Raw genomic sequence first — 18,938 nt, 5'->3', positions numbered from 1 at the left:
ATATATTTCCCATTATGAATGAAAGACTGACAATTCAAGACCTTATCGACTTATTGGCGGCTAAACATAGCATGACCAAGAAGGATGCCGAAGCATTCGTCAAAGAGTTTTTTCTCTTGATAGAACAAGCCCTGGAGAATGAGAAGACTGTGAAAATCAAAGGATTGGGGACTTTCAAACTTGTGGATGTAGATAGTCGGGAAAGCGTTAATGTCAACACAGGGGAACGTTTCCAGATAAAAGGTCATACCAAAGTATCGTTTACTCCGGACACCAATCTGAGAGATACAATAAATAAGCCTTTTGCACATTTTGAAACGGTAGTATTAAATGAAGGTACGGTATTGGAAGATACCCCTATGGAAGAATCCGATGAGGAGGAAGGTGCGGTTTCTGATACAGAGACTGAAATGATCGACTCTGAAATAGCAGGAAATGAAAATGCCGGTGGAGATATTCAGGAAGAAATACAACTGGAAGAACCTGTAATCGAAGAGCAGCCGACTGCTGAAGCAGTAGCTGTGGCTGAAGTTCCTGAAACTGACGCGAATGAAACCGGTCAACCTGAAACAGAACCGGAACTAATTGCAACAGAAGAACCAGAAGCTGAAGAATTGCCGGAAGTGAAAATTGAACCGAAACCGGAATCTGTATCTGAGGAAGCCCCAGGAGAAGAGCCTGTAGAGGAATCTTCGGAAACTGTTTTGGAACCTGACTTCAGTCCGGTGACAGAGGAACCTGCTAAGGAACAATCGGAAGAAACAATTATAGAAGAGCAGAAACCAGAGACTGAAACAACAGAAGAGGAGGAAGAGAAAACGGTTATTACAGAAAAAGCGGAAGTTACTGCAGAGCAAATTATAGCCCAAGAGCTTCATAAAGCAAATATGGAGCCTGTCACTCTCCAAGAACAGCCGGAAATAGAACAACCGAAAGCCACCTATACTGATAAAGACAGTGATAAAAAGGAAAAATCAGCTATTCCTTATTTAATAGCAACTATTATTATAGTCTTACTACTGTGCGGAGGAGCTATCCTGTTTATTTATTATCCGGATTTGTTCTCATCTTCGTCTGATAAGAATGTGGTTGATATACCGGAAGTTACTCAACCTGTGCAGCCGGAAGCACAGCTTTCAGATACAATTGCACACAAGGATACTGTGGTGGAAGCAGTCCAACCGCAACCTGTTGTCAAGAAGGAACCGACAGCGGAACCTGTCAAAGCAGAAAGTAAACCTGCCCAACAACAACCAACAGCTTCGGCATATTCGGATTCCGCATCCTACAAGATAACCGGTACCAAAACAAAATACACAATTAAAGAAGGAGAGACTTTAACGAAAGTTTCATTACGCTTTTACGGTACAAAAGCCATGTGGCCATATATCGTAAAACATAACCCGAAAGTAATCAAGAACCCCGATAACGTACCATACGGTACGACAATCGAGATACCGGAACTTACAAAAGAATAAAAACAAAAAACACCTATTCACCCGGCTCATACAGCAATGTATAGCCGGGTGAAATGTTACGTAAGTACAAAAGCGTATGAAAGTACCTTAATCTAAAGATTTCGCATTGTTTTTTAATAAAAATTAGTTGCAATCGTTAATTATATGGCGTACTTTTGGGAGCGAATTTAGAAGCCTTACACACTGGTAAGTCTTACACCTTAATTAATGAGAATTAAATAATAAAATATTAAGTATTTATGGCTGAATCAATTGATATCCGCGAACTGAATGAGCGGATTGAAAGACAAAGTGCTTTCGTTACCAATCTTACGACAGGTATGGACCAAATCATTGTTGGTCAGAAACATTTGGTTGAATCACTGCTTATCGGATTGCTTTCCGACGGACATGTTCTTTTAGAAGGTGTACCCGGTCTGGCAAAAACTTTGGCTATCAAAACACTCGCTTCCCTGATCGACGCGAAATATAGCCGTATTCAGTTCACTCCCGACTTATTGCCGGCCGATGTTATTGGTACAATGGTTTACAGTCAGAAAGATGAATCTTTCAAAGTACAAAGAGGACCTATCTTTGCCAACTTCGTATTAGCGGATGAAATAAACCGTGCTCCGGCCAAAGTACAGAGTGCCTTGCTGGAAGCCATGCAAGAACGTCAGGTTACTATTGGTAAGGAAACATTCATGTTGCCGGAACCTTTCTTAGTATTGGCCACTCAGAACCCGATTGAACAAGAAGGTACTTACCCGCTTCCTGAAGCACAGGTAGACCGTTTCATGCTGAAAGTAGTGATTGACTATCCGAAGCTGGAAGAAGAAAAACTGATTATCCGTCAGAATATCAACGGTGAGAAGTTCAATGTGAAACCTATCCTGAAAGCAGAAGAAATTATCGAAGCCCGCAAGGTGGTTCGCCAGGTTTATCTGGATGAGAAAATAGAACGTTATATTGTAGATATTGTATTTGCTACTCGTTTCCCCGAGAAATACGATCTCAAAGAACTGAAAGACATGATCGGATTTGGTGGCTCACCGCGTGCTTCTATCAATCTGGCACTAGCTGCCCGCACATACGCTTTCATCAAACGCCGCGGCTATGTAATCCCGGAAGATGTACGTGCTGTTGCGCATGATGTTCTTCGTCACCGTATTGGACTGACATACGAGGCGGAAGCCAACAACATGACTTCGGACGAAATCATCAGCAAGATTCTGAACAAGGTTGAAGTGCCCTAATCTGCCGTAATATTACAATGCAGTAAAAGGTAGTCAAGTGTATTTTACTTAACTACCTGACTACTTACTACTTTAACTACTGTATAAATGGAAACAAGTGAAATATTAAAAAAAGTTCGTCAGATTGAAATCAAGACACGAGGACTGTCTAACAATATCTTTGCAGGCCAATACCATTCGGCTTTCAAAGGTAGAGGTATGTCGTTCTCTGAAGTCCGTGAGTATCAGTTCGGCGACGATATACGCGACATCGACTGGAATGTGACGGCACGATTCAACAAACCTTATGTGAAGGTGTTTGAAGAAGAGCGCGAACTGACAGTGATGTTGATGGTCGATGTTTCCGGAAGTTTGGAATTTGGTACGGTTAAACAACTGAAGAAGGATATGGTAACGGAAATTGCAGCTACTCTTGCATTTTCCGCTATACAAAACAACGATAAAATTGGTGTGATCTTCTTTTCAGACCGGATAGAAAAGTTTATTCCTCCTAAAAAGGGACGTAAACACATTCTATATATTATCCGCGAACTGATTGACTTCCAACCGGAAAGCCGTCGTACCAATATTCGTCTCGCATTGGAGTATCTGACTAATGTAATGAAAAGACGTTGTACAGCGTTTATTCTATCTGACTTCATCGATCAGGATAACTTTAAAAACGCTCTGACTATTGCCAACCGAAAGCATGACGTAGTGGCATTGCAGGTTTACGATAGGAGAGTGAGTGATCTTCCTCCGGTGGGACTGATGCGAATAAAAGATGCGGAAACCGGCCATGAACAATGGATCGATACTTCTTCCAAAGCTGTACGCCGGGCACACCGTGACTGGTGGATAAACAAACAGACCGAACTGAACGACACATTTACCAAAAGTAATGTTGACTCCGTATCTGTGAGAACCGACCAGGATTACGTAAAGGCATTGCTGAATTTATTTGCCAAACGAAATTAATGGAATCAAAGATGAATAGAAATATTATTCTGATAGCATTGTTATGTCTGCTTTCTATAGGTAGAACTGTGGCACAGTCTGTTACAGTGGAAGCTAAGATAGATTCGTTGCAGATATTAATTGGCGAACAGGCGAAAGTACAATTACAAGTAGCGATGGACGCCAAACAACGTGCTGTTTTTCCTGCTTATACCGATACACTGGTGCGAGGGGTAGAAATTATAGAAACCGCCAAACCGGATACACAATTTCTGAATGATCGCCAACGAATGCTGATTACTCAGGAATACATTGTTACCTCGTTTGACTCAGCTCTCTATTATCTTCCGCCGATGCCTGTCACTGTGGATGGCAAAGAATATAGATCGAAAGCTCTGGCATTGAAAGTATATTCTATGCCAGTTGACACATTGCATCCAGACCAGTTCTTCGGACAGAAAACGGTGATGAAAGCGCCTTTCGCATGGGAAGACTGGTATGGGCTGATCGGTTGCTCATTTCTTGCATTGCCTTTACTCGGCTTATTGATCTATCTGATCATTCGTATACGTGATAACAAACCGATTATCCGTAAGATAAAAGTAGAACCTAAGTTGCCACCACATCAGGCTGCTATGAAGGAAATCGAACGTATCAAGAATGAGAAAGTATGGCAGAAAGGACAGCCGAAGGCATATTATACGGAATTGACAGATACTCTTCGTACTTATATTAAAGATCGTTTCGGATTCAATGCACTAGAGATGACTTCTTCTGAAATCATCGATAAGTTATTGGAAATGAATGATAAAGAGGCAATATCAGATTTGAAGGAACTCTTCCAGACAGCTGATTTAGTAAAATTTGCCAAGCATGATCCGCAAATGAATGAAAATGATGCGAATTTGATTAATGCAATCGACTTTATCAACGAAACAAAGCAACCGGAAGAGGAGAATCAGAAACCGCAACCAACGGAAATCACAATTATCGAGAAACGTTCTCTGCGTACTAAAATATTATTAATCTGCGGTATTGTATTCTTGTCAGCAGCATTAATAGGTACTTTTGTATATATAGGTATGCAGCTTTATGATCTCTTTGCATAATGTGGTGTGAATACTAAATAGTAAACTGTTAAATCGAAAATAAAATGTTTTTTGCCAATATTGAATATCTGTTTTTGCTATTATTGCTTATACCTTATATTGTATGGTATATCTTGAAGCGAAAGAAAACTGAAGCTACCCTTCAGATTTCGGATGCACGGGTATATGCGCATACTCCTAAAAGTTATAAGAATTATTTGCTACATGCTCCATTTATACTGCGCGTCATTGCATTGGCTTTGATTATTGTGGTATTAGCGCGTCCGCAAAGCACTAATAAGTGGCAAAACAGCGAAATAGAGGGAATTGATATTATGCTGGCTATCGACGTGTCTACCAGTATGCTGGCGGAAGACTTGAAGCCAAACAGACTGGAAGCTGCTAAAGATGTAGCAGCCGAATTTATTAACGGACGCCCGAATGATAATATTGGTATCACTCTGTTTGCCGGAGAAACATTCACTCAATGCCCGCTGACTGTGGACCATGCTGTATTGCTGGATATGATTCATAATATCAAATGTGGCCTTATTGAAGATGGTACAGCTGTTGGTATGGGAGTTGCAAATGCTGTAACCCGCCTGAAAGACAGTAAAGCGAAATCAAAAGTTATCATCTTATTGACGGATGGTACCAATAATAAAGGAGATATTTCGCCATTGACAGCCGCTGAGATTGCCAAAAGTTTCGGTATCCGTGTGTATACCATCGGAGTGGGTACGAATGGAATGGCTCCATATCCTTATCCGGTCGGTAATACAGTACAGTATATCAATATGCCGGTGGAAATCGATGAGAAAACACTGACTCAGATTGCCGGTACTACCGATGGTAACTATTTCAGAGCTACGAGCAACTCGAAACTGAAAGAGGTATATGAAGAAATTGACAAGCTGGAGAAAACAAAGTTGAACGTAAAAGAGTATAGCAAACGGGAAGAAGACTATCGCTGGTTTGCACTGGCTGCTTTCCTTTGTGTACTACTGGAAGTTTTATTGCGTAATTCAATACTCAAGAAAATTCCGTAGGAATGTTTCGTCAATCGTGATTTGTAACGTAAAATAGGAAGAAGATGTTTCGATTTGAAGAACCTGCATATTTATATTTATTGCTGCTATTACCGTTTTTAGCAGCTTTCTACTTGTATTCCAATTACAGGAGACGGAGAAATATCCGACGTTTTGGAGATCCGGAATTGTTAGCGCAATTAATGCCGGATGTATCTAAATATCGACCGGATGTGAAATTTTGGCTCATCTTTGCCGCTATCGGCTTATTCTCAGTATTGCTGGCTCGTCCGCAATTTGGTTCCAAGCAGGAAACGGTGAAACGTAAAGGGGTGGAAGTGATTATAGCTCTGGATATATCTAATTCTATGCTGGCGCAGGATGTGCAGCCCAGCCGTTTGGAAAAAGCCAAGAGATTAATATCCAGATTGGTAGATGAATTAGATAACGACAAAGTCGGTATGATCGTATTTGCCGGAGATGCTTTTACCCAGCTACCGATCACGAGCGATTATATTTCCGCCAAAATGTTTTTGGAATCTATCAGCCCATCGCTGATTTCCAAGCAGGGTACAGCAATCGGAGAGGCAATCAACCTGGCAACCCGCAGTTTTACTCCGCAAGAAGGAGTGGGACGTGCTATCATTGTCATCACGGATGGTGAGAATCATGAAGGTGGCGCTGTAGAAGCTGCTAAAGCTGCTGCCGAAAAAGGGATTCAGGTAAGTGTGCTGGGAGTAGGTATGCCCGAAGGTGCTCCTATTCCTGTAGAAGGTACCAATGATTATCGCCGTGACCGCGAAGGTAATGTAATTGTAACCCGTCTGAATGAGGGCATGTGTCAAGAAATAGCCAAAGACGGAAAGGGTATCTATGTACGGGTAGATAATTCTAATTCTGCTCAAAAGGCTATCAGTCAGGAAATAAGTAAGATGGCTAAGTCTGATGTGGAATCGAAAATATATACGGATTTCAACGAACAGTTTCAGGCTATTGCATGGATCATTTTACTATTGTTACTAGCTGAGATGTTAATTTTGGATCGTAAGAATCCATTATTCAAAAACGTTCATCTGTTCTCTAATAAGAAGTAAGCTATGCGTATGTTAAAAATGAAATATATCCTGTTTGCTGCTTTTCTGTTATCGGCTGCCGGCGTTTCGGCACAGAAAGCAGAGCGTGACTATATCCGCAAAGGAAATCGTCTGTTCAATGATAGTGTATTCGTAGATGCAGAAGTTAATTATCGCAAGGCTTTGGAAGTTAATCCTAAATCTGCTGTATCCATGTACAATTTGGGAAATACGCTCTCACAACAACAAAAGTTTCAGGAAGCCATGGAGCAATATGATTCTGCCAGCAAAATAGAAAAGGATAAAATGAAATTGGCACACATTTACCATAATATGGGAGTGCTTTTTCAAGCTGGTAAAGATTATGCAAAAGCAGTGGATGCCTACAAAATGTCGCTGCGCAACAATCCTGCAGATCATGAAACACGGTATAACCTGGCACTCGCTCAAAAGATGTTGAAAGACCAACAGAATCAGCAGGATCAAGATCAAAATCAAGACCAGAATAAAGATCAGCAGCAGAAGCAAGACCAGAAACAGGATCAAAACAAAGATAAACAGAACGATCAGAAGAAAGACGACCAAAAGGATCAGCAACAACCGCCGAAGCCTGAAAAACAAGATAATCAGATGTCAAAGGAAAATGCTGAACAGTTACTTAACTCTGTGATTCAGGATGAGAAAGACGTACAGGACAAAGTGAAGAAACAACAGAAAGTTATTCAGGGCGGTCGTCTGGAAAAAGATTGGTAATAATAAAAAGTTGATGATATAAATTTCATAAGCAATGAAAAAACTGATTGTTATATTGATGGCATTGATAGCATATAGCACCCAAGCGCTTGCCGACAAGGTGTCATTCACTGCTTCCGCTCCCGATGTAGTGGTTGTAGGGGATCAATTCAGGCTATCTTATACAGTAACCACACAAAAAGTTAAAGACTTTCAGGCACCGGCTATCAAAGGATTCGACGTCCTGATGGGGCCAAGCCGTTCTCAGCAAAGTAGTACACAGATAATGAATGGTAATGTCACCTCTACAAGTAGTATTACATTCACTTATATATTGATGGCAAATACTGCCGGTGAATATACAATCCCCGGAGCTTCTATTGTAGCTGATGGCAACCAGATGGTTTCAAACTCCGTAAAGGTGAAGGTTTTGCCACAAGACCAAGCTAGTAATGGAGGACAAAATGACGGTAGCTCATCTGCACGCTCTTCATCCGGTACAAGTGTATCTAACCAGGATTTGTTTATCACAGCAACTGCCAGTAAAACGAATGTATACGAGCAGGAAGCATTTGTCTTAACCTATAAAATATACACCAGAGAACATGACTTGCAATTGAATAATGCCAAACTGCCTGACTTTAAAGGATTTCATTCTCAAGAAATTGAAATGAATGCAAATGCAAGATGGACACAGGAGCATTATAAAGGACGTAACTATAATACGACAATCTATCGCCAATTCGTATTATTTCCCCAGCAACCAGGTAAGTTATTTATAGAACCGGCACAGTTCCAGATGACGGTAGGTAAAGCTGTACAATCTGACGATCCTTTTGATGCATTTTTCAATGGTGGAAGCAATGTAGTTAAAGTACCGAAATCTATCGTTACTCCTAAAATAGCAATTAATGTCAATCCGCTTCCTGCTGGTAAACCTGCAAACTTTTCAGGTGGAGTGGGAGAGTTCAACATTTCTTCTTCCATTAATAGCAAGGAGCTGAAAACTAATGATGCTATCACCATTAAGTTGGTAATCTCCGGCACCGGAAACCTAAAGCTGATTTCTAATCCAGAAATTAAGTTCCCGGATGACTTTGAAGTATATGATCCGAAGGTGGACAACCAAGTCAGATTAACTCAGGAAGGTCTTACAGGAAACAAAGTCATTGAATATCTGGCTATTCCAAGACATGCAGGCAATTATAAAATCCCGGGGGCATCTTTCAGCTATTTCGATATCCGTTCAAAATCTTACAAAACGTTGAAAACGGAAGACTACGTAATCAATGTTGAGAAAGGTGCAGGAAATGCTGATCAGGTGATTGCCAATTTCACCAATAAAGAAGACTTGAAAGTATTGGGTGAAGATATCCGTTACATTAAGCAAAATGAAGTTACTCTCCAACCTAAGGGTAGTTTCTTCTATGGCTCAATGACCTATTGGCTATTCTATATCATTCCTGCTTTAGCCTTCATCATCTTCTTTATCATCTACCGCAAACAAGCCGCTACAAATGCCAATGTTGCTAAGATGAAAACAAAGAAAGCTAATAAGGTAGCAACCAAGCGCATGAAACTAGCCGGTAAGTTGCTCTCTGAAAACAAGAAAGATGCCTTCTATGATGAAGTACTGAAAGCATTGTGGGGATATATCAGCGACAAACTCAGTATTCCGGTTTCCCGTTTGTCGAAAGACAATATTGAAGAGAAGCTGAGAAACCATGGAGTAAGTGAAGAACTAATTAAAGAATTCCTGAATGCATTGAATGATTGTGAATTTGCTCGTTTCGCTCCAGGTGATGAAAATCAGGCAATGGATAAAGTCTACTCTTCTTCAATAGAAGTGATAAGCAGAATGGAAAATTCAATAAAACATTAACCCAGAAGAGATTGTGTCATGAAAAAAATATTGTTTTTTATATTATTATCAATGTCAGTTACTTGCTTCGGACAGGGAACTCAGAGCATTGATTCTATACAAATAACTGAAGCTGATTCTATCCATGCGGGTTCACATACATTTTCTGATACGAAATTGGAAGATGTAACAAAAGCCGAAGGAGATTCCGCATATATAAAAGATGATTATGCAACTGCTATCCAAATATATGAATCCTTATTAAAAAATGGGGAATCTGCGGATGTGTACTATAATTTAGGAAACAGTTACTACAAAGCTGGAGAAATTGCAAAAGCCGTACTCAACTACGAACGTGCTTTGCTTATGAAACCAGGAAACAGCGACATCCGTGCCAATCTGGAAGTGGCACGCGCTAAAACAATAGATAAAGTAGAACCTGTTCCGGAAGTTTTCTTTGTATCATGGACCAAAGCCTTGATAAACAGTATGAGTGTAGACGCATGGGCTACATGGGGAATTGTCTCCTTTATTCTATTTATCATCGCTTTTTACTTCTTTATTTTCTCCAAGCAGATTATACTAAAAAAAACAGGATTTATATCAGGTATCGTTTTCTTAATCGTTGTGATATGCTCTAATCTTTTTGCTTCAGAGCAAAAAGAACGTTTAGTAAATAGAAGCGAAGCGATCGTCATGAATCCTAGTGTAACAGTTCGCAGCACTCCGAGTGAAAGTGGAACAAGTTTGTTCATCCTTCATGAGGGACGTAAGGTCAGTATCAAAGATAACTCAATGAAAGAATGGAAAGAAATTCGCTTGGAAGACGGCAAAGTAGGATGGGTACCGGCTTCCGCTATTGAAGTGATATAAAATTCGTAAACAGAATTTAGGAATTTAGGAAAAAAGATAAGCAAATAATTTGTTTTATCTTTTTTTTTGCTTAAGTTTATAGCGTGATAAAAAATTAAATACAATATAGTATTAACCATTAAATTTATGAGACATGAGAACAATAACATTTAATGAACTTCGCAAGATTAAAGATTCATTGCCTAGCGGTAGCATGCATAGAATAGCAGACGAACTTGGTTTGCACGTAGATACAGTGCGCAACTTCTTCGGAGGCCATAATTTCAAGGAAGGAAAAAGTGTCGGAATACATCTTGAGCCTGGTCCGGATGGCGGGCTTGTAATGCTAGATGACACAACTGTTCTCGACCGGGCTCTAAAAATTTTAGATGAAATAAACATGAGTATGCAAAAAGAACAAGCTACCGAACCTATGCAAATTTAAAATATAAAACAAGAATCCCAATTGCCCAAACAATTGGGATTTCTTATTTGTTTACCTTCAAAAACAGATTATTATGGAAGATAAATTAGTAACCTTAGCTATTCTGACTTATACAAAAGCTCAGATTCTAAAGAATGTCCTCGAAAATGAAGGAATAGAAACATACATTCATAACGTAAATCAAATACAACCTGTTGTATCTTCAGGAGTACGTCTGCGAATTAAAGAAAGTGATCTACCACGTGCATTAAAAATAACGGAAAGTTCTACTTGGTTATCTGAAAGTATAGTGGGAGAGAAGACACCTAAGGTAGATAGTAAATCGAACAAAATTTTAATACCTGTCGACTTCTCCAATTATTCGATGAAAGCGTGTGAATTTGGCTTTAATTTGGCCAAAACTGAGAATTCTGAAGTGATTCTATTACATGTTTACTTTACACCGATATACGCTTCGTCATTACCATATGGCGATGTATTCAATTATCAGATCGGAGATGAAGAATCTGTTAAAACAATCATCCAGCAGGTCCATTCAGATCTCAACGCACTATCTGATAAGATTAAGGAAAAAGTTGCATCTGGAGAATTTCCGGATATCAAATATAGTTGCATTTTACGAGAAGGAATTCCGGAGGAAGAAATCTTAAGATATGCCAAGGAGCAACGTCCTAAGGTTATCATTATGGGAACGCGTGGAAAAAGCCAGAAAGACATTGACTTAATTGGCAGTGTAACAGCTGAAATTATTGATCGAAGCCGCACAGCAGTATTGGCTATTCCGGAAAATACTCCATTCAAAGAATTCAATGAAGTAAAACGTATTGCTTTCTTAACCAATTTTGATCAGAGAGACTTGATTGCTTTTGAAGCATTTTTCAACACATGGAAATCTTTCCATTTTTCAGTCTCATTAATACATCTGGCTGAATCCAAAGATACTTGGAATGAAATTAAACTTGCAGGTATCAAAGACTATTTCCAAAAACAATATCCCGGGCTTGAAATTCATTATGATGTGGTAATGAATGATAATCTATTAAAAGGACTTGACAAGTATATCAAAGATAATCAGATAGATATAATAACATTAACTTCCTATAAGAGGAATATATTTGCACGATTATTTAACCCGAGCATTGCTCGTAAAATGATTTTCCATTCTGATACGCCATTGCTTGTTATTAACGGATGATGAGAAAGAACGAAAATAAGCTGTTTACGTTTAGGGAATAATGATGATTATGTTTAATAGAAAATTGGTATAGCCTCTTTTTTATTTTCTCACAAAAAGAGAATCATCATTATATAGTTTGATAAAAATCAGAATCATCATTCAAGCTTCTTTATTTGTAAAAATAAAAAGACTATCCCAATTTAAATTTTGGGATAGTCTTTTATAATAACTGACTTAATATAATTATTTCATCATCTTATCGATTTCTTCAAATTCAGGACCCATGTTCAGATTATAGTAAACACGGTAAAGCCCCTGTAACCACAAATCTTTTTGATCAGGTTTCAAAGCTCTGGCTTTTTCGTAGAATGGCTTAGCTTCTTCATAGAATTTCTTCACTGTAGCTTGTGCCTCTGCATATTTAGGATCATTGATATCTGTTGTAGCTTTATCAGCATAATCCTGAGCCTTCATCAAATACACTAATCCTACATTAGAATATGCTTCTGCATATTCAGGATCTGCAGCAATAGCTTTCTTGTAGAACTCAATAGCATTATCATATTCTTTCATATTATGATAAAGATATGCTTTCACATAAAGATACAACTTGTTATTGGCATCAGTAGACAACATTCTATCAGCAAATTCCATAGCTTTAGAAGCTTGGTTAGAGCTAGTATAGTAATCTACCAAATTCGCAAAGAAATAATCATTTCCAGGGAATTTTAAAATACCTTCTTCCAATGATTTAACCCATGCCGCAGTATCACCTTTAGCTTTATATGCATCTGCCATCAATTGCATTGCAAACTTACCGCCATCTTTGTCATCCAATGCAGCAGGAGCATATTTAATAATTGCATCTTTATCTCCTACTCTGTCAGCAGCCAATGTTGCGTAATATGCTATTTGTGCCAAAAGAGTATCTGTTTTAGCCAAATTTTGCTCTGCCAACATAGGATAAGAAGCTGATTCTACGTATGTTGCAAAGAATTGCAAAGCTTCCTTATTCTTATCAAGGTTAAAGAATTGAATACCACCGTTGATCAAATTAGGACGTTCAACCAATATAGTTGAAGCATTTGCTTTTCTATATTTGTTTTTAATTTTACCTTTTTCATTAGGTACTTGAGCTAGATCATCACATTTAGTATAATACTCAAACATTTTTAAAATGCTGTTGTATGCCTTCAATGTGTCAAACGGCTGTTTCAGAACACCTTTCTTATCACGTTCTTCTTCGATAAAACGTTTCTGAATAAATCCAGCAACGTCCCATGTGTCAGGAAGATCCTTGGTCTCAGGGTTCTTAATGGCTTCATTAATCAGCTTTTCAGCTTGATTAAAATTCGGTTTTACATCACTGGCAATGCTTTTGGCTTCTTTTACATTCTTCATTTGAGCGAATGATAAGCTTACGGCCATCAATAAAACCATTGAAAATAATACTCTTTTCATGATTGTTGTTTGATTAATTATTAATATTATGTCTATTCCTCAATTTCGTTGTTATTTTCATTAACATCTGTAGCAGTATCTGCATTGTCAACATCCTGATCAGTAGTCAGATCACTAACAATAGTACCCTCTGCTTCTTCTGCAGGAACTTCATCCTCAAGACTTTCTGTCATTACTTTACATACAGAACCAATCTGATCATTACGTTTTTCAAGATTAATCAGACGAACACCTTGAGTAGCACGTCCCATAATGCGGACATCGGCAACTTTCAGACGGATAGTTATTCCAGACTTATTGATAATCATTAAGTCATTCTCATCGGTCACTGACTTAATTGTTACCAACTTACCTGTTTTTTCAGTAATATTCATGGTCTTTACACCCTTGCCACCGCGATTAGTCTTACGATAATCTTCAATTTCAGAGCGCTTACCATATCCCTGTTCAGAAACAACCATTACGGATTCTGTTTCCAAATCTTTGATACATATCATTCCTATTACTTCATCTTGACCATCATTATCCAATGTAATACCACGTACACCTGTAGCCGTACGTCCCATTACACGAACTGCAGCTTCATGGAAACGAATAGCCCGACCATTGCGATTAGCAATAATGATTTCATTATTACCATTCGTCATTCGAACTTCAATTACACTGTCATCCTCACGAATTGTAATAGCATTTACACCATTCTGACGCGGGCGTGAATATTGTTCAAGCAATGTCTTCTTGATAACACCCTTCTTCGTACAGAATAATACGTAATGACTATTAATATATTCAGTGTCATCCAGGCTCTTAACACGCAAATATGCAGTTACACTGTCATCAGAGTCTATATTTAACAGGTTTTGTATAGCACGTCCTTTGGAATTCTTCGTTCCTTCTGGTATCTCATAAACTTTCAGCCAATAACATTTACCTTTTTGTGTAAAGAACATCATGGTATTGTGCATAGTAGCCGGATATATATGCTCTACAAAGTCCGCATCACGAGTTTCTGTTCCCTTAGAGCCTACTCCACCACGATTCTGCGCACGGAATTCTGTTAATGGCGTGCGTTTGATATATCCCATATGAGAAATTGTGATAATCATCTGATCATCAGCATAGAAGTCCTCCGGATTAAACTCTTCGGAAGAATAAACGATTTCAGAACGACGTTCGTCACCATATTTCGCTTTAACTTCCAATAATTCATCTTTCATCACCTTACGACATACCTCATCATCAGCCAAAATACTTTCCAAATAAGCAATCTGTTTCATGATTTCTTCGTATTCAGCATGAAGCTGATCCTGCATCAGACCAGTCAACTGACGCAAACGCATCTCTACAATTGCACGTGACTGTATTTCTGTCAGATTAAAACGTTCTATCAAACCTGCAATAGCATCATTTGGAGTCTTAGCTGCACGAATAATACGAATAACTTCATCAATATTATCAGAAGCAATGATTAAACCTTCAAGGATATGTGCACGTTCCTTTGCTTTACGCAGATCAAACTGAGTACGGCGGATAACTACTTCGTGCCTGTGCTCTACGAAGTATTTAATCATATCTCTCAGATTCAATGTCTTAGGACGTCCGTGAACCAATGCAACATTATTCACACCGAAGGAAGTCTGCAAGGCTGTCATCTTATACAACTTATTCAGCACTACGCTTGCATTAGCATCACGTTTTACATCAATAACGATACGCATACCGTCACGGTCAGACTCGTCGTTTGCATTCGAGATACCTTCTATTCTCTTATCATTAACAAGATCAGCAATATATTTGATCAGTTCAGCCTTATTAACATTATAAGGGATCTCAGTCACTACGATTTTATCATGTGTCTGTCCGGTTTCAATTTCCGCTTTTGCACGCATTACTACACGTCCACGACCTGTCAGATATCCTTCACGTACTCCGCTGATACCATATATATAACCACCTGTAGGGAAATCCGGAGCTTTGACATAAGTCATCAGTTCCTCTACTGTGATTTCCTGATTATCAATATATGCTTCACAAGCATCAATTACTTCCGAAAGATTATGAGGAGGCATATTAGTTGCCATACCTACCGCAATACCGGAAGCACCATTAACCAAAAGATTAGGAATACGGGTCGGCATCACCTTCGGCTCTGTCAACGTATTATCAAAGTTAGGTTCGAAGTCTACAGTTTCCTTATACAGGTCATCCATCATCGCTTCACCCAACTTGTTTAGACGAGCCTCCGTATAACGCATGGCAGCGGGGCTATCACCATCTACAGAACCAAAGTTACCTTGGCCATCTACTAAAGGATAACGCATTGCCCATTCCTGAGCCATACGCACCATAGCATAATAAACTGAAGAGTCTCCATGCGGATGGTACTTACCCAATACTTCACCCACGATTCTTGCAGATTTTTTATAAGGTTTGTCTGAAGTATTACCCAATTCCATCATTCCGTATAAAATTCTACGGTGAACGGGCTTAAATCCATCTCTAACATCCGGAAGGGCACGTGAAACAATGACCGACATGGAGTAGTCAATGTACGATGACTTCATTTCCTCCTCGATGTTAATCTTTATAATTCTGTCTTGTTCAAGCATTTAAAATGATTATTAATTATACATTGTATGGTCTGTGAAAAACCACGCTAAAGTACTACTTTTCCACGATATACGAAAGTTTTTCCGAAGAAAGTTTTTTTCTGCTTGAAGGACAGTCTGTTTGTCTATATTTAGTTATTAAAATTAAAAATTTCAAGGAGCGAATTGACTTCTAACCATTAATATTAGAAAAAGAAATGAGAAAAAGAATAAATACTACCATTAAGGAGACCATATTTGTGAAAAACAGGGAGTGGTATTTGTTATACCTTATATATATAATACAAAGCATTGTTTTTATGGCACGCCATTTGTAGATATAAGAAATAAAGCAAATATGCAATACAAACTTGATTAAATACGTATATTTGCCAGTAAATAACCCCTTAGAAGAAAAGGAAAAAGTATGAATAATCAATTCTCACAAAGAGTTTCCGACATTATCGTCTATAGCAAGGAAGAAGCTAACCGGTTGAGGAGTAGGCATATCGGACCTGAGCACCTACTTCTGGGAATGCTTCGTGACGGTGAAGGAAAAGCTATCGAGATATTGTCAAAACTCAACACCAATTTAGCTGCAGTAAAGCAGCAGATTGAAGCTCGGCTGAAGACAGAAGCTGATGATATGCTATTGCCTGATGCAGAGATACCGTTGTCTAATGACGCGGCAAAAATATTAAAAATGTGTATTTTAGAAGCACGTGGAATGAAAAGTAATATAGCTGATACAGAGCATGTTTTGTTAGCGATCCTAAGAGAAAGAAACAATATGGCTGCTTCCGTGCTCGAAGCTAATGACGTTAATTACGTGAAAGTGTTGGAACAAGCCACATTGCAACCGGATGTAAATTCCGGTATGGGATTTCCGGAAGACGATGATGATGAAGAAATGTCTTCTCCCCGATCTGGTGGAAGCGGTTCTGAAGAACGCCAGCAACAGGCGCAAACAGCTTCAAAAAAACCGGCCAATGACACGCCTGTACTTGACAATTTCGGTACAGATATGACAAAAGCGGCAGAAGAAGGACGTTTGGACCCTGTGGTAGGCAGAGAAAAGGAAATTGAACGCTTGGCTCAAATTCTGAGTCGCCGCAAAAAGAACAATCCGATTCTGATCGGTGAACCTGGTGTAGGAAAATCAGCAATCGTTGAAGGACTAGCTTTGAGAATTATTCAAAAGAAAGTCTCACGCATCTTGTTTGATAAGCGAGTAGTAGCTCTTGACATGACCGCAGTTGTGGCAGGAACAAAATACCGTGGTCAGTTTGAAGAGCGTATTCGTTCCATTCTCAACGAGTTACAAAGGAATCCGAATGTGATCCTGTTCATTGATGAGATCCATACAATTGTAGGTGCAGGTTCTGCAGCCGGTTCAATGGATGCAGCCAATATGCTGAAACCTGCATTGGCACGCGGCGAAATACAATGTATTGGTGCTACTACCCTTGATGAATACCGTAAGAATATAGAAAAAGACGGTGCTTTGGAACGTCGTTTCCAAAAAGTTATGGTGGAACCCACTACTGCTGCCGAAACTCTTCAGATTCTGCGTAACATCAAGGATAAATATGAAGATCATCATAACGTGAACTATACAGATGAAGCATTGGAAGCTTGTGTCAAGTTGACAGACCGTTATATTACGGACCGTAACTTCCCTGATAAAGCTATTGACGCTTTGGATGAAGCAGGATCACGTGTACATCTGACCAACGTCAATGTGCCCAAGGAAATCGAAGAGCAGGAAAAACTCATCGAAGAAGCTAAAAGCAAGAAAAATGAAGCTGTGAAATCGCAAAATTTTGAACTCGCTGCCAGTTTCCGAGATAAGGAGAAAGAGCTTACGCTTCAGTTGGACGAAATGAAACGGGAATGGGAAAACAGCCTGAAAGAGAACAGACAGACTGTTGATGCAGAGGAAATTGCCAATGTTATTTCTATGATGTCCGGCATTCCGGTACAGCGTATGGCGCAAGCCGAAGGAATTAAGCTAGCCGGCATGAAGGAGGATCTGCAATCGAAAGTGATCGCACAAGATCCGGCTATAGAGAAACTGGTTAAAGCTATTTTAAGAAGCCGTGTGGGATTGAAGGATCCCAATAAGCCCATTGGAACCTTTATGTTCTTAGGCCCGACTGGTGTAGGTAAAACCCATTTAGCCAAAGAATTGGCAAAATATATGTTCGGCTCTTCCGATGCACTGATTCGTATAGACATGAGCGAATTTATGGAAAAATTCACTGTCTCACGTCTGGTCGGAGCTCCTCCGGGATATGTAGGATATGAAGAAGGCGGACAATTAACTGAAAAAGTACGTCGCAAACCTTATTCTATCGTCTTGCTTGATGAGATCGAAAAAGCACATCCGGATGTGTTCAATCTCCTTCTTCAAGTGATGGACGAAGGCCGTCTAACTGACAGTTATGGCAGAATGGTTGATTTTAAAAATACAGTTATTATCATGACTTCCAATATTGGCACCCGCCAGTTAAAGGAGTTTGGACGTGGTGTAGGATTTGCTACACAAAGCCGTCTGGATGATAAAGAGTTCTCGCGAAGTGTTATACAAAAAGCATTAAATAAATCATTCGCGCCAGAATTTATCAATCGTGTCGATGAAATCATAACATTTGACCAACTCTCTTTGGAAGCTATCACGAAAATCATTGATATTGAGCTAAAAGGACTATATGATCGTATTGAATCTATTGGATATAAGCTAGTTATTGATGATGAAGCAAAAAGATTTGTGGCCGAAAAAGGATACGACGTGCAATTCGGAGCCCGCCCTTTAAAACGAGCTATTCAAACTCATCTAGAGGATGGACTGTCAGAACTCATTATAACTTCTTCTCTGAAAGAAAAAGATGTCATTCAAGTCTCTCTGAATAAAGAGAAAGGTGAATTGGAGATGAAAGTTATTGCATCTTGAAAGAAGATTGCTTAAATAAGATAAGTTATAA

Annotated in this window: 14 protein-coding genes; 12 read left to right on the top strand and 2 right to left on the bottom strand. The window is 39.1% G+C overall.

Annotated elements, in window-relative coordinates; genetic code table 11:
- The first annotated feature begins 14 nt into the window (after positions 1-14).
- The 11 genes from BT_RS04580 (at position 15) to BT_RS04530 (ending at position 11,923) form a co-directional block, all read left to right on the top strand.
- Positions 15-1,478 (top strand): HU family DNA-binding protein, encoded by a 1,464-nt coding sequence (locus BT_RS04580; RefSeq protein WP_008765733.1) that lies wholly within the window; start codon positions 15-17, stop codon positions 1,476-1,478.
- A gap of 239 nt (positions 1,479-1,717) precedes the next feature.
- On the top strand, positions 1,718-2,713 hold the full coding sequence (locus tag BT_RS04575; RefSeq protein ID WP_008761573.1) for an AAA family ATPase: 996 nt from the start codon (positions 1,718-1,720) through the stop codon (positions 2,711-2,713).
- Between the two features lie 87 nt (positions 2,714-2,800).
- Complete coding sequence (locus BT_RS04570) at positions 2,801-3,670, top strand: DUF58 domain-containing protein (protein ID WP_008761572.1); 870 nt, start codon at positions 2,801-2,803, stop codon at positions 3,668-3,670.
- Positions 3,670-4,758 (top strand): BatD family protein, encoded by a 1,089-nt coding sequence (locus BT_RS04565; RefSeq protein ID WP_011107515.1) that lies wholly within the window; start codon positions 3,670-3,672, stop codon positions 4,756-4,758. The genes BT_RS04570 and BT_RS04565 overlap by 1 nt, the downstream gene beginning before the upstream one ends.
- A 44-nt stretch (positions 4,759-4,802) precedes the next feature.
- Entirely contained in the window at positions 4,803-5,786 is a 984-nt protein-coding gene (locus BT_RS04560) for a vWA domain-containing protein (RefSeq protein WP_011107514.1), read from the top strand.
- Between the two features lie 44 nt (positions 5,787-5,830).
- Positions 5,831-6,859 carry a VWA domain-containing protein gene (locus BT_RS04555; RefSeq protein WP_008761569.1) on the top strand — a complete coding sequence of 343 codons (1,029 nt, stop codon included), beginning with the start codon at positions 5,831-5,833 and terminating at the stop codon, positions 6,857-6,859.
- Between the two features lie 9 nt (positions 6,860-6,868).
- Positions 6,869-7,591, top strand: a complete 723-nt coding sequence (locus BT_RS04550; protein ID WP_172461640.1) for a tetratricopeptide repeat protein — start codon at positions 6,869-6,871, stop codon at positions 7,589-7,591.
- A gap of 34 nt (positions 7,592-7,625) precedes the next feature.
- Entirely contained in the window at positions 7,626-9,452 is a 1,827-nt protein-coding gene (locus tag BT_RS04545) for a BatD family protein (protein WP_008765731.1), read from the top strand.
- Positions 9,453-9,470: 18 nt separating this feature from the next.
- Positions 9,471-10,304, top strand: coding sequence for a tetratricopeptide repeat protein (locus BT_RS04540; protein ID WP_008765730.1), 834 nt, complete (start codon positions 9,471-9,473; stop codon positions 10,302-10,304).
- Between the two features lie 133 nt (positions 10,305-10,437).
- Entirely contained in the window at positions 10,438-10,728 is a 291-nt protein-coding gene (locus tag BT_RS04535; RefSeq protein WP_008761566.1) for a hypothetical protein, read from the top strand.
- 73 nt (positions 10,729-10,801) lie between these two features.
- Complete coding sequence (locus BT_RS04530; RefSeq protein WP_008765729.1) at positions 10,802-11,923, top strand: universal stress protein; 1,122 nt, start codon at positions 10,802-10,804, stop codon at positions 11,921-11,923.
- Between the two features lie 225 nt (positions 11,924-12,148).
- Here the strand turns inward: BT_RS04530 and BT_RS04525 are convergent, their stop codons facing one another.
- Together BT_RS04525 and gyrA are read right to left on the bottom strand one after the other, a co-directional pair.
- Complete coding sequence (locus tag BT_RS04525; protein WP_008765728.1) at positions 12,149-13,366, bottom strand: tetratricopeptide repeat protein; 1,218 nt, start codon at positions 13,364-13,366, stop codon at positions 12,149-12,151.
- A 32-nt stretch (positions 13,367-13,398) separates the two neighbouring features.
- Positions 13,399-15,975: a DNA gyrase subunit A gene (gene gyrA, locus BT_RS04520; protein WP_008765727.1), complete on the bottom strand. Its 2,577-nt coding sequence runs from the start codon at positions 15,973-15,975 to the stop codon at positions 13,399-13,401.
- A gap of 406 nt (positions 15,976-16,381) precedes the next feature.
- On the opposite strand from gyrA, the gene BT_RS04515 reads away from it, so the two are divergent.
- Entirely contained in the window at positions 16,382-18,907 is a 2,526-nt protein-coding gene (locus tag BT_RS04515; RefSeq protein WP_008765726.1) for an ATP-dependent Clp protease ATP-binding subunit, read from the top strand.
- Positions 18,908-18,938 lie beyond the last annotated feature (31 nt).

The sequence above is a fragment of the Bacteroides thetaiotaomicron VPI-5482 genome (assembly GCF_000011065.1).
GTDB lineage: Bacteria > Bacteroidota > Bacteroidia > Bacteroidales > Bacteroidaceae > Bacteroides > Bacteroides thetaiotaomicron.
Note: the sequence above shows the minus strand (reverse complement) of the source record. Positions and strands in the feature narration are given on the sequence as shown.

Bases quoted from the DNA above. Each gene is read 5' to 3' on its own strand.
- BT_RS04580 (WP_008765733.1), top strand. From the start codon at position 15: ATGAATGAAAGACTGACAATTCAAGACCTTATCGACTTATTGGCGGCT.
- BT_RS04575 (WP_008761573.1), top strand. From the start codon at position 1,718: ATGGCTGAATCAATTGATATCCGCGAACTGAATGAGCGGATTGAAAGA.
- BT_RS04570 (WP_008761572.1), top strand. From the start codon at position 2,801: ATGGAAACAAGTGAAATATTAAAAAAAGTTCGTCAGATTGAAATCAAG.
- BT_RS04565 (WP_011107515.1), top strand. From the start codon at position 3,670: ATGGAATCAAAGATGAATAGAAATATTATTCTGATAGCATTGTTATGT.
- BT_RS04560 (WP_011107514.1), top strand. From the start codon at position 4,803: ATGTTTTTTGCCAATATTGAATATCTGTTTTTGCTATTATTGCTTATA.
- BT_RS04555 (WP_008761569.1), top strand. From the start codon at position 5,831: ATGTTTCGATTTGAAGAACCTGCATATTTATATTTATTGCTGCTATTA.
- BT_RS04550 (WP_172461640.1), top strand. From the start codon at position 6,869: ATGTTAAAAATGAAATATATCCTGTTTGCTGCTTTTCTGTTATCGGCT.
- BT_RS04545 (WP_008765731.1), top strand. From the start codon at position 7,626: ATGAAAAAACTGATTGTTATATTGATGGCATTGATAGCATATAGCACC.
- BT_RS04540 (WP_008765730.1), top strand. From the start codon at position 9,471: ATGAAAAAAATATTGTTTTTTATATTATTATCAATGTCAGTTACTTGC.
- BT_RS04535 (WP_008761566.1), top strand. From the start codon at position 10,438: ATGAGAACAATAACATTTAATGAACTTCGCAAGATTAAAGATTCATTG.
- BT_RS04530 (WP_008765729.1), top strand. From the start codon at position 10,802: ATGGAAGATAAATTAGTAACCTTAGCTATTCTGACTTATACAAAAGCT.
- BT_RS04525 (WP_008765728.1), bottom strand. From the start codon at position 13,366: ATGAAAAGAGTATTATTTTCAATGGTTTTATTGATGGCCGTAAGCTTA.
- gyrA (WP_008765727.1), bottom strand. From the start codon at position 15,975: ATGCTTGAACAAGACAGAATTATAAAGATTAACATCGAGGAGGAAATG.
- BT_RS04515 (WP_008765726.1), top strand. From the start codon at position 16,382: ATGAATAATCAATTCTCACAAAGAGTTTCCGACATTATCGTCTATAGC.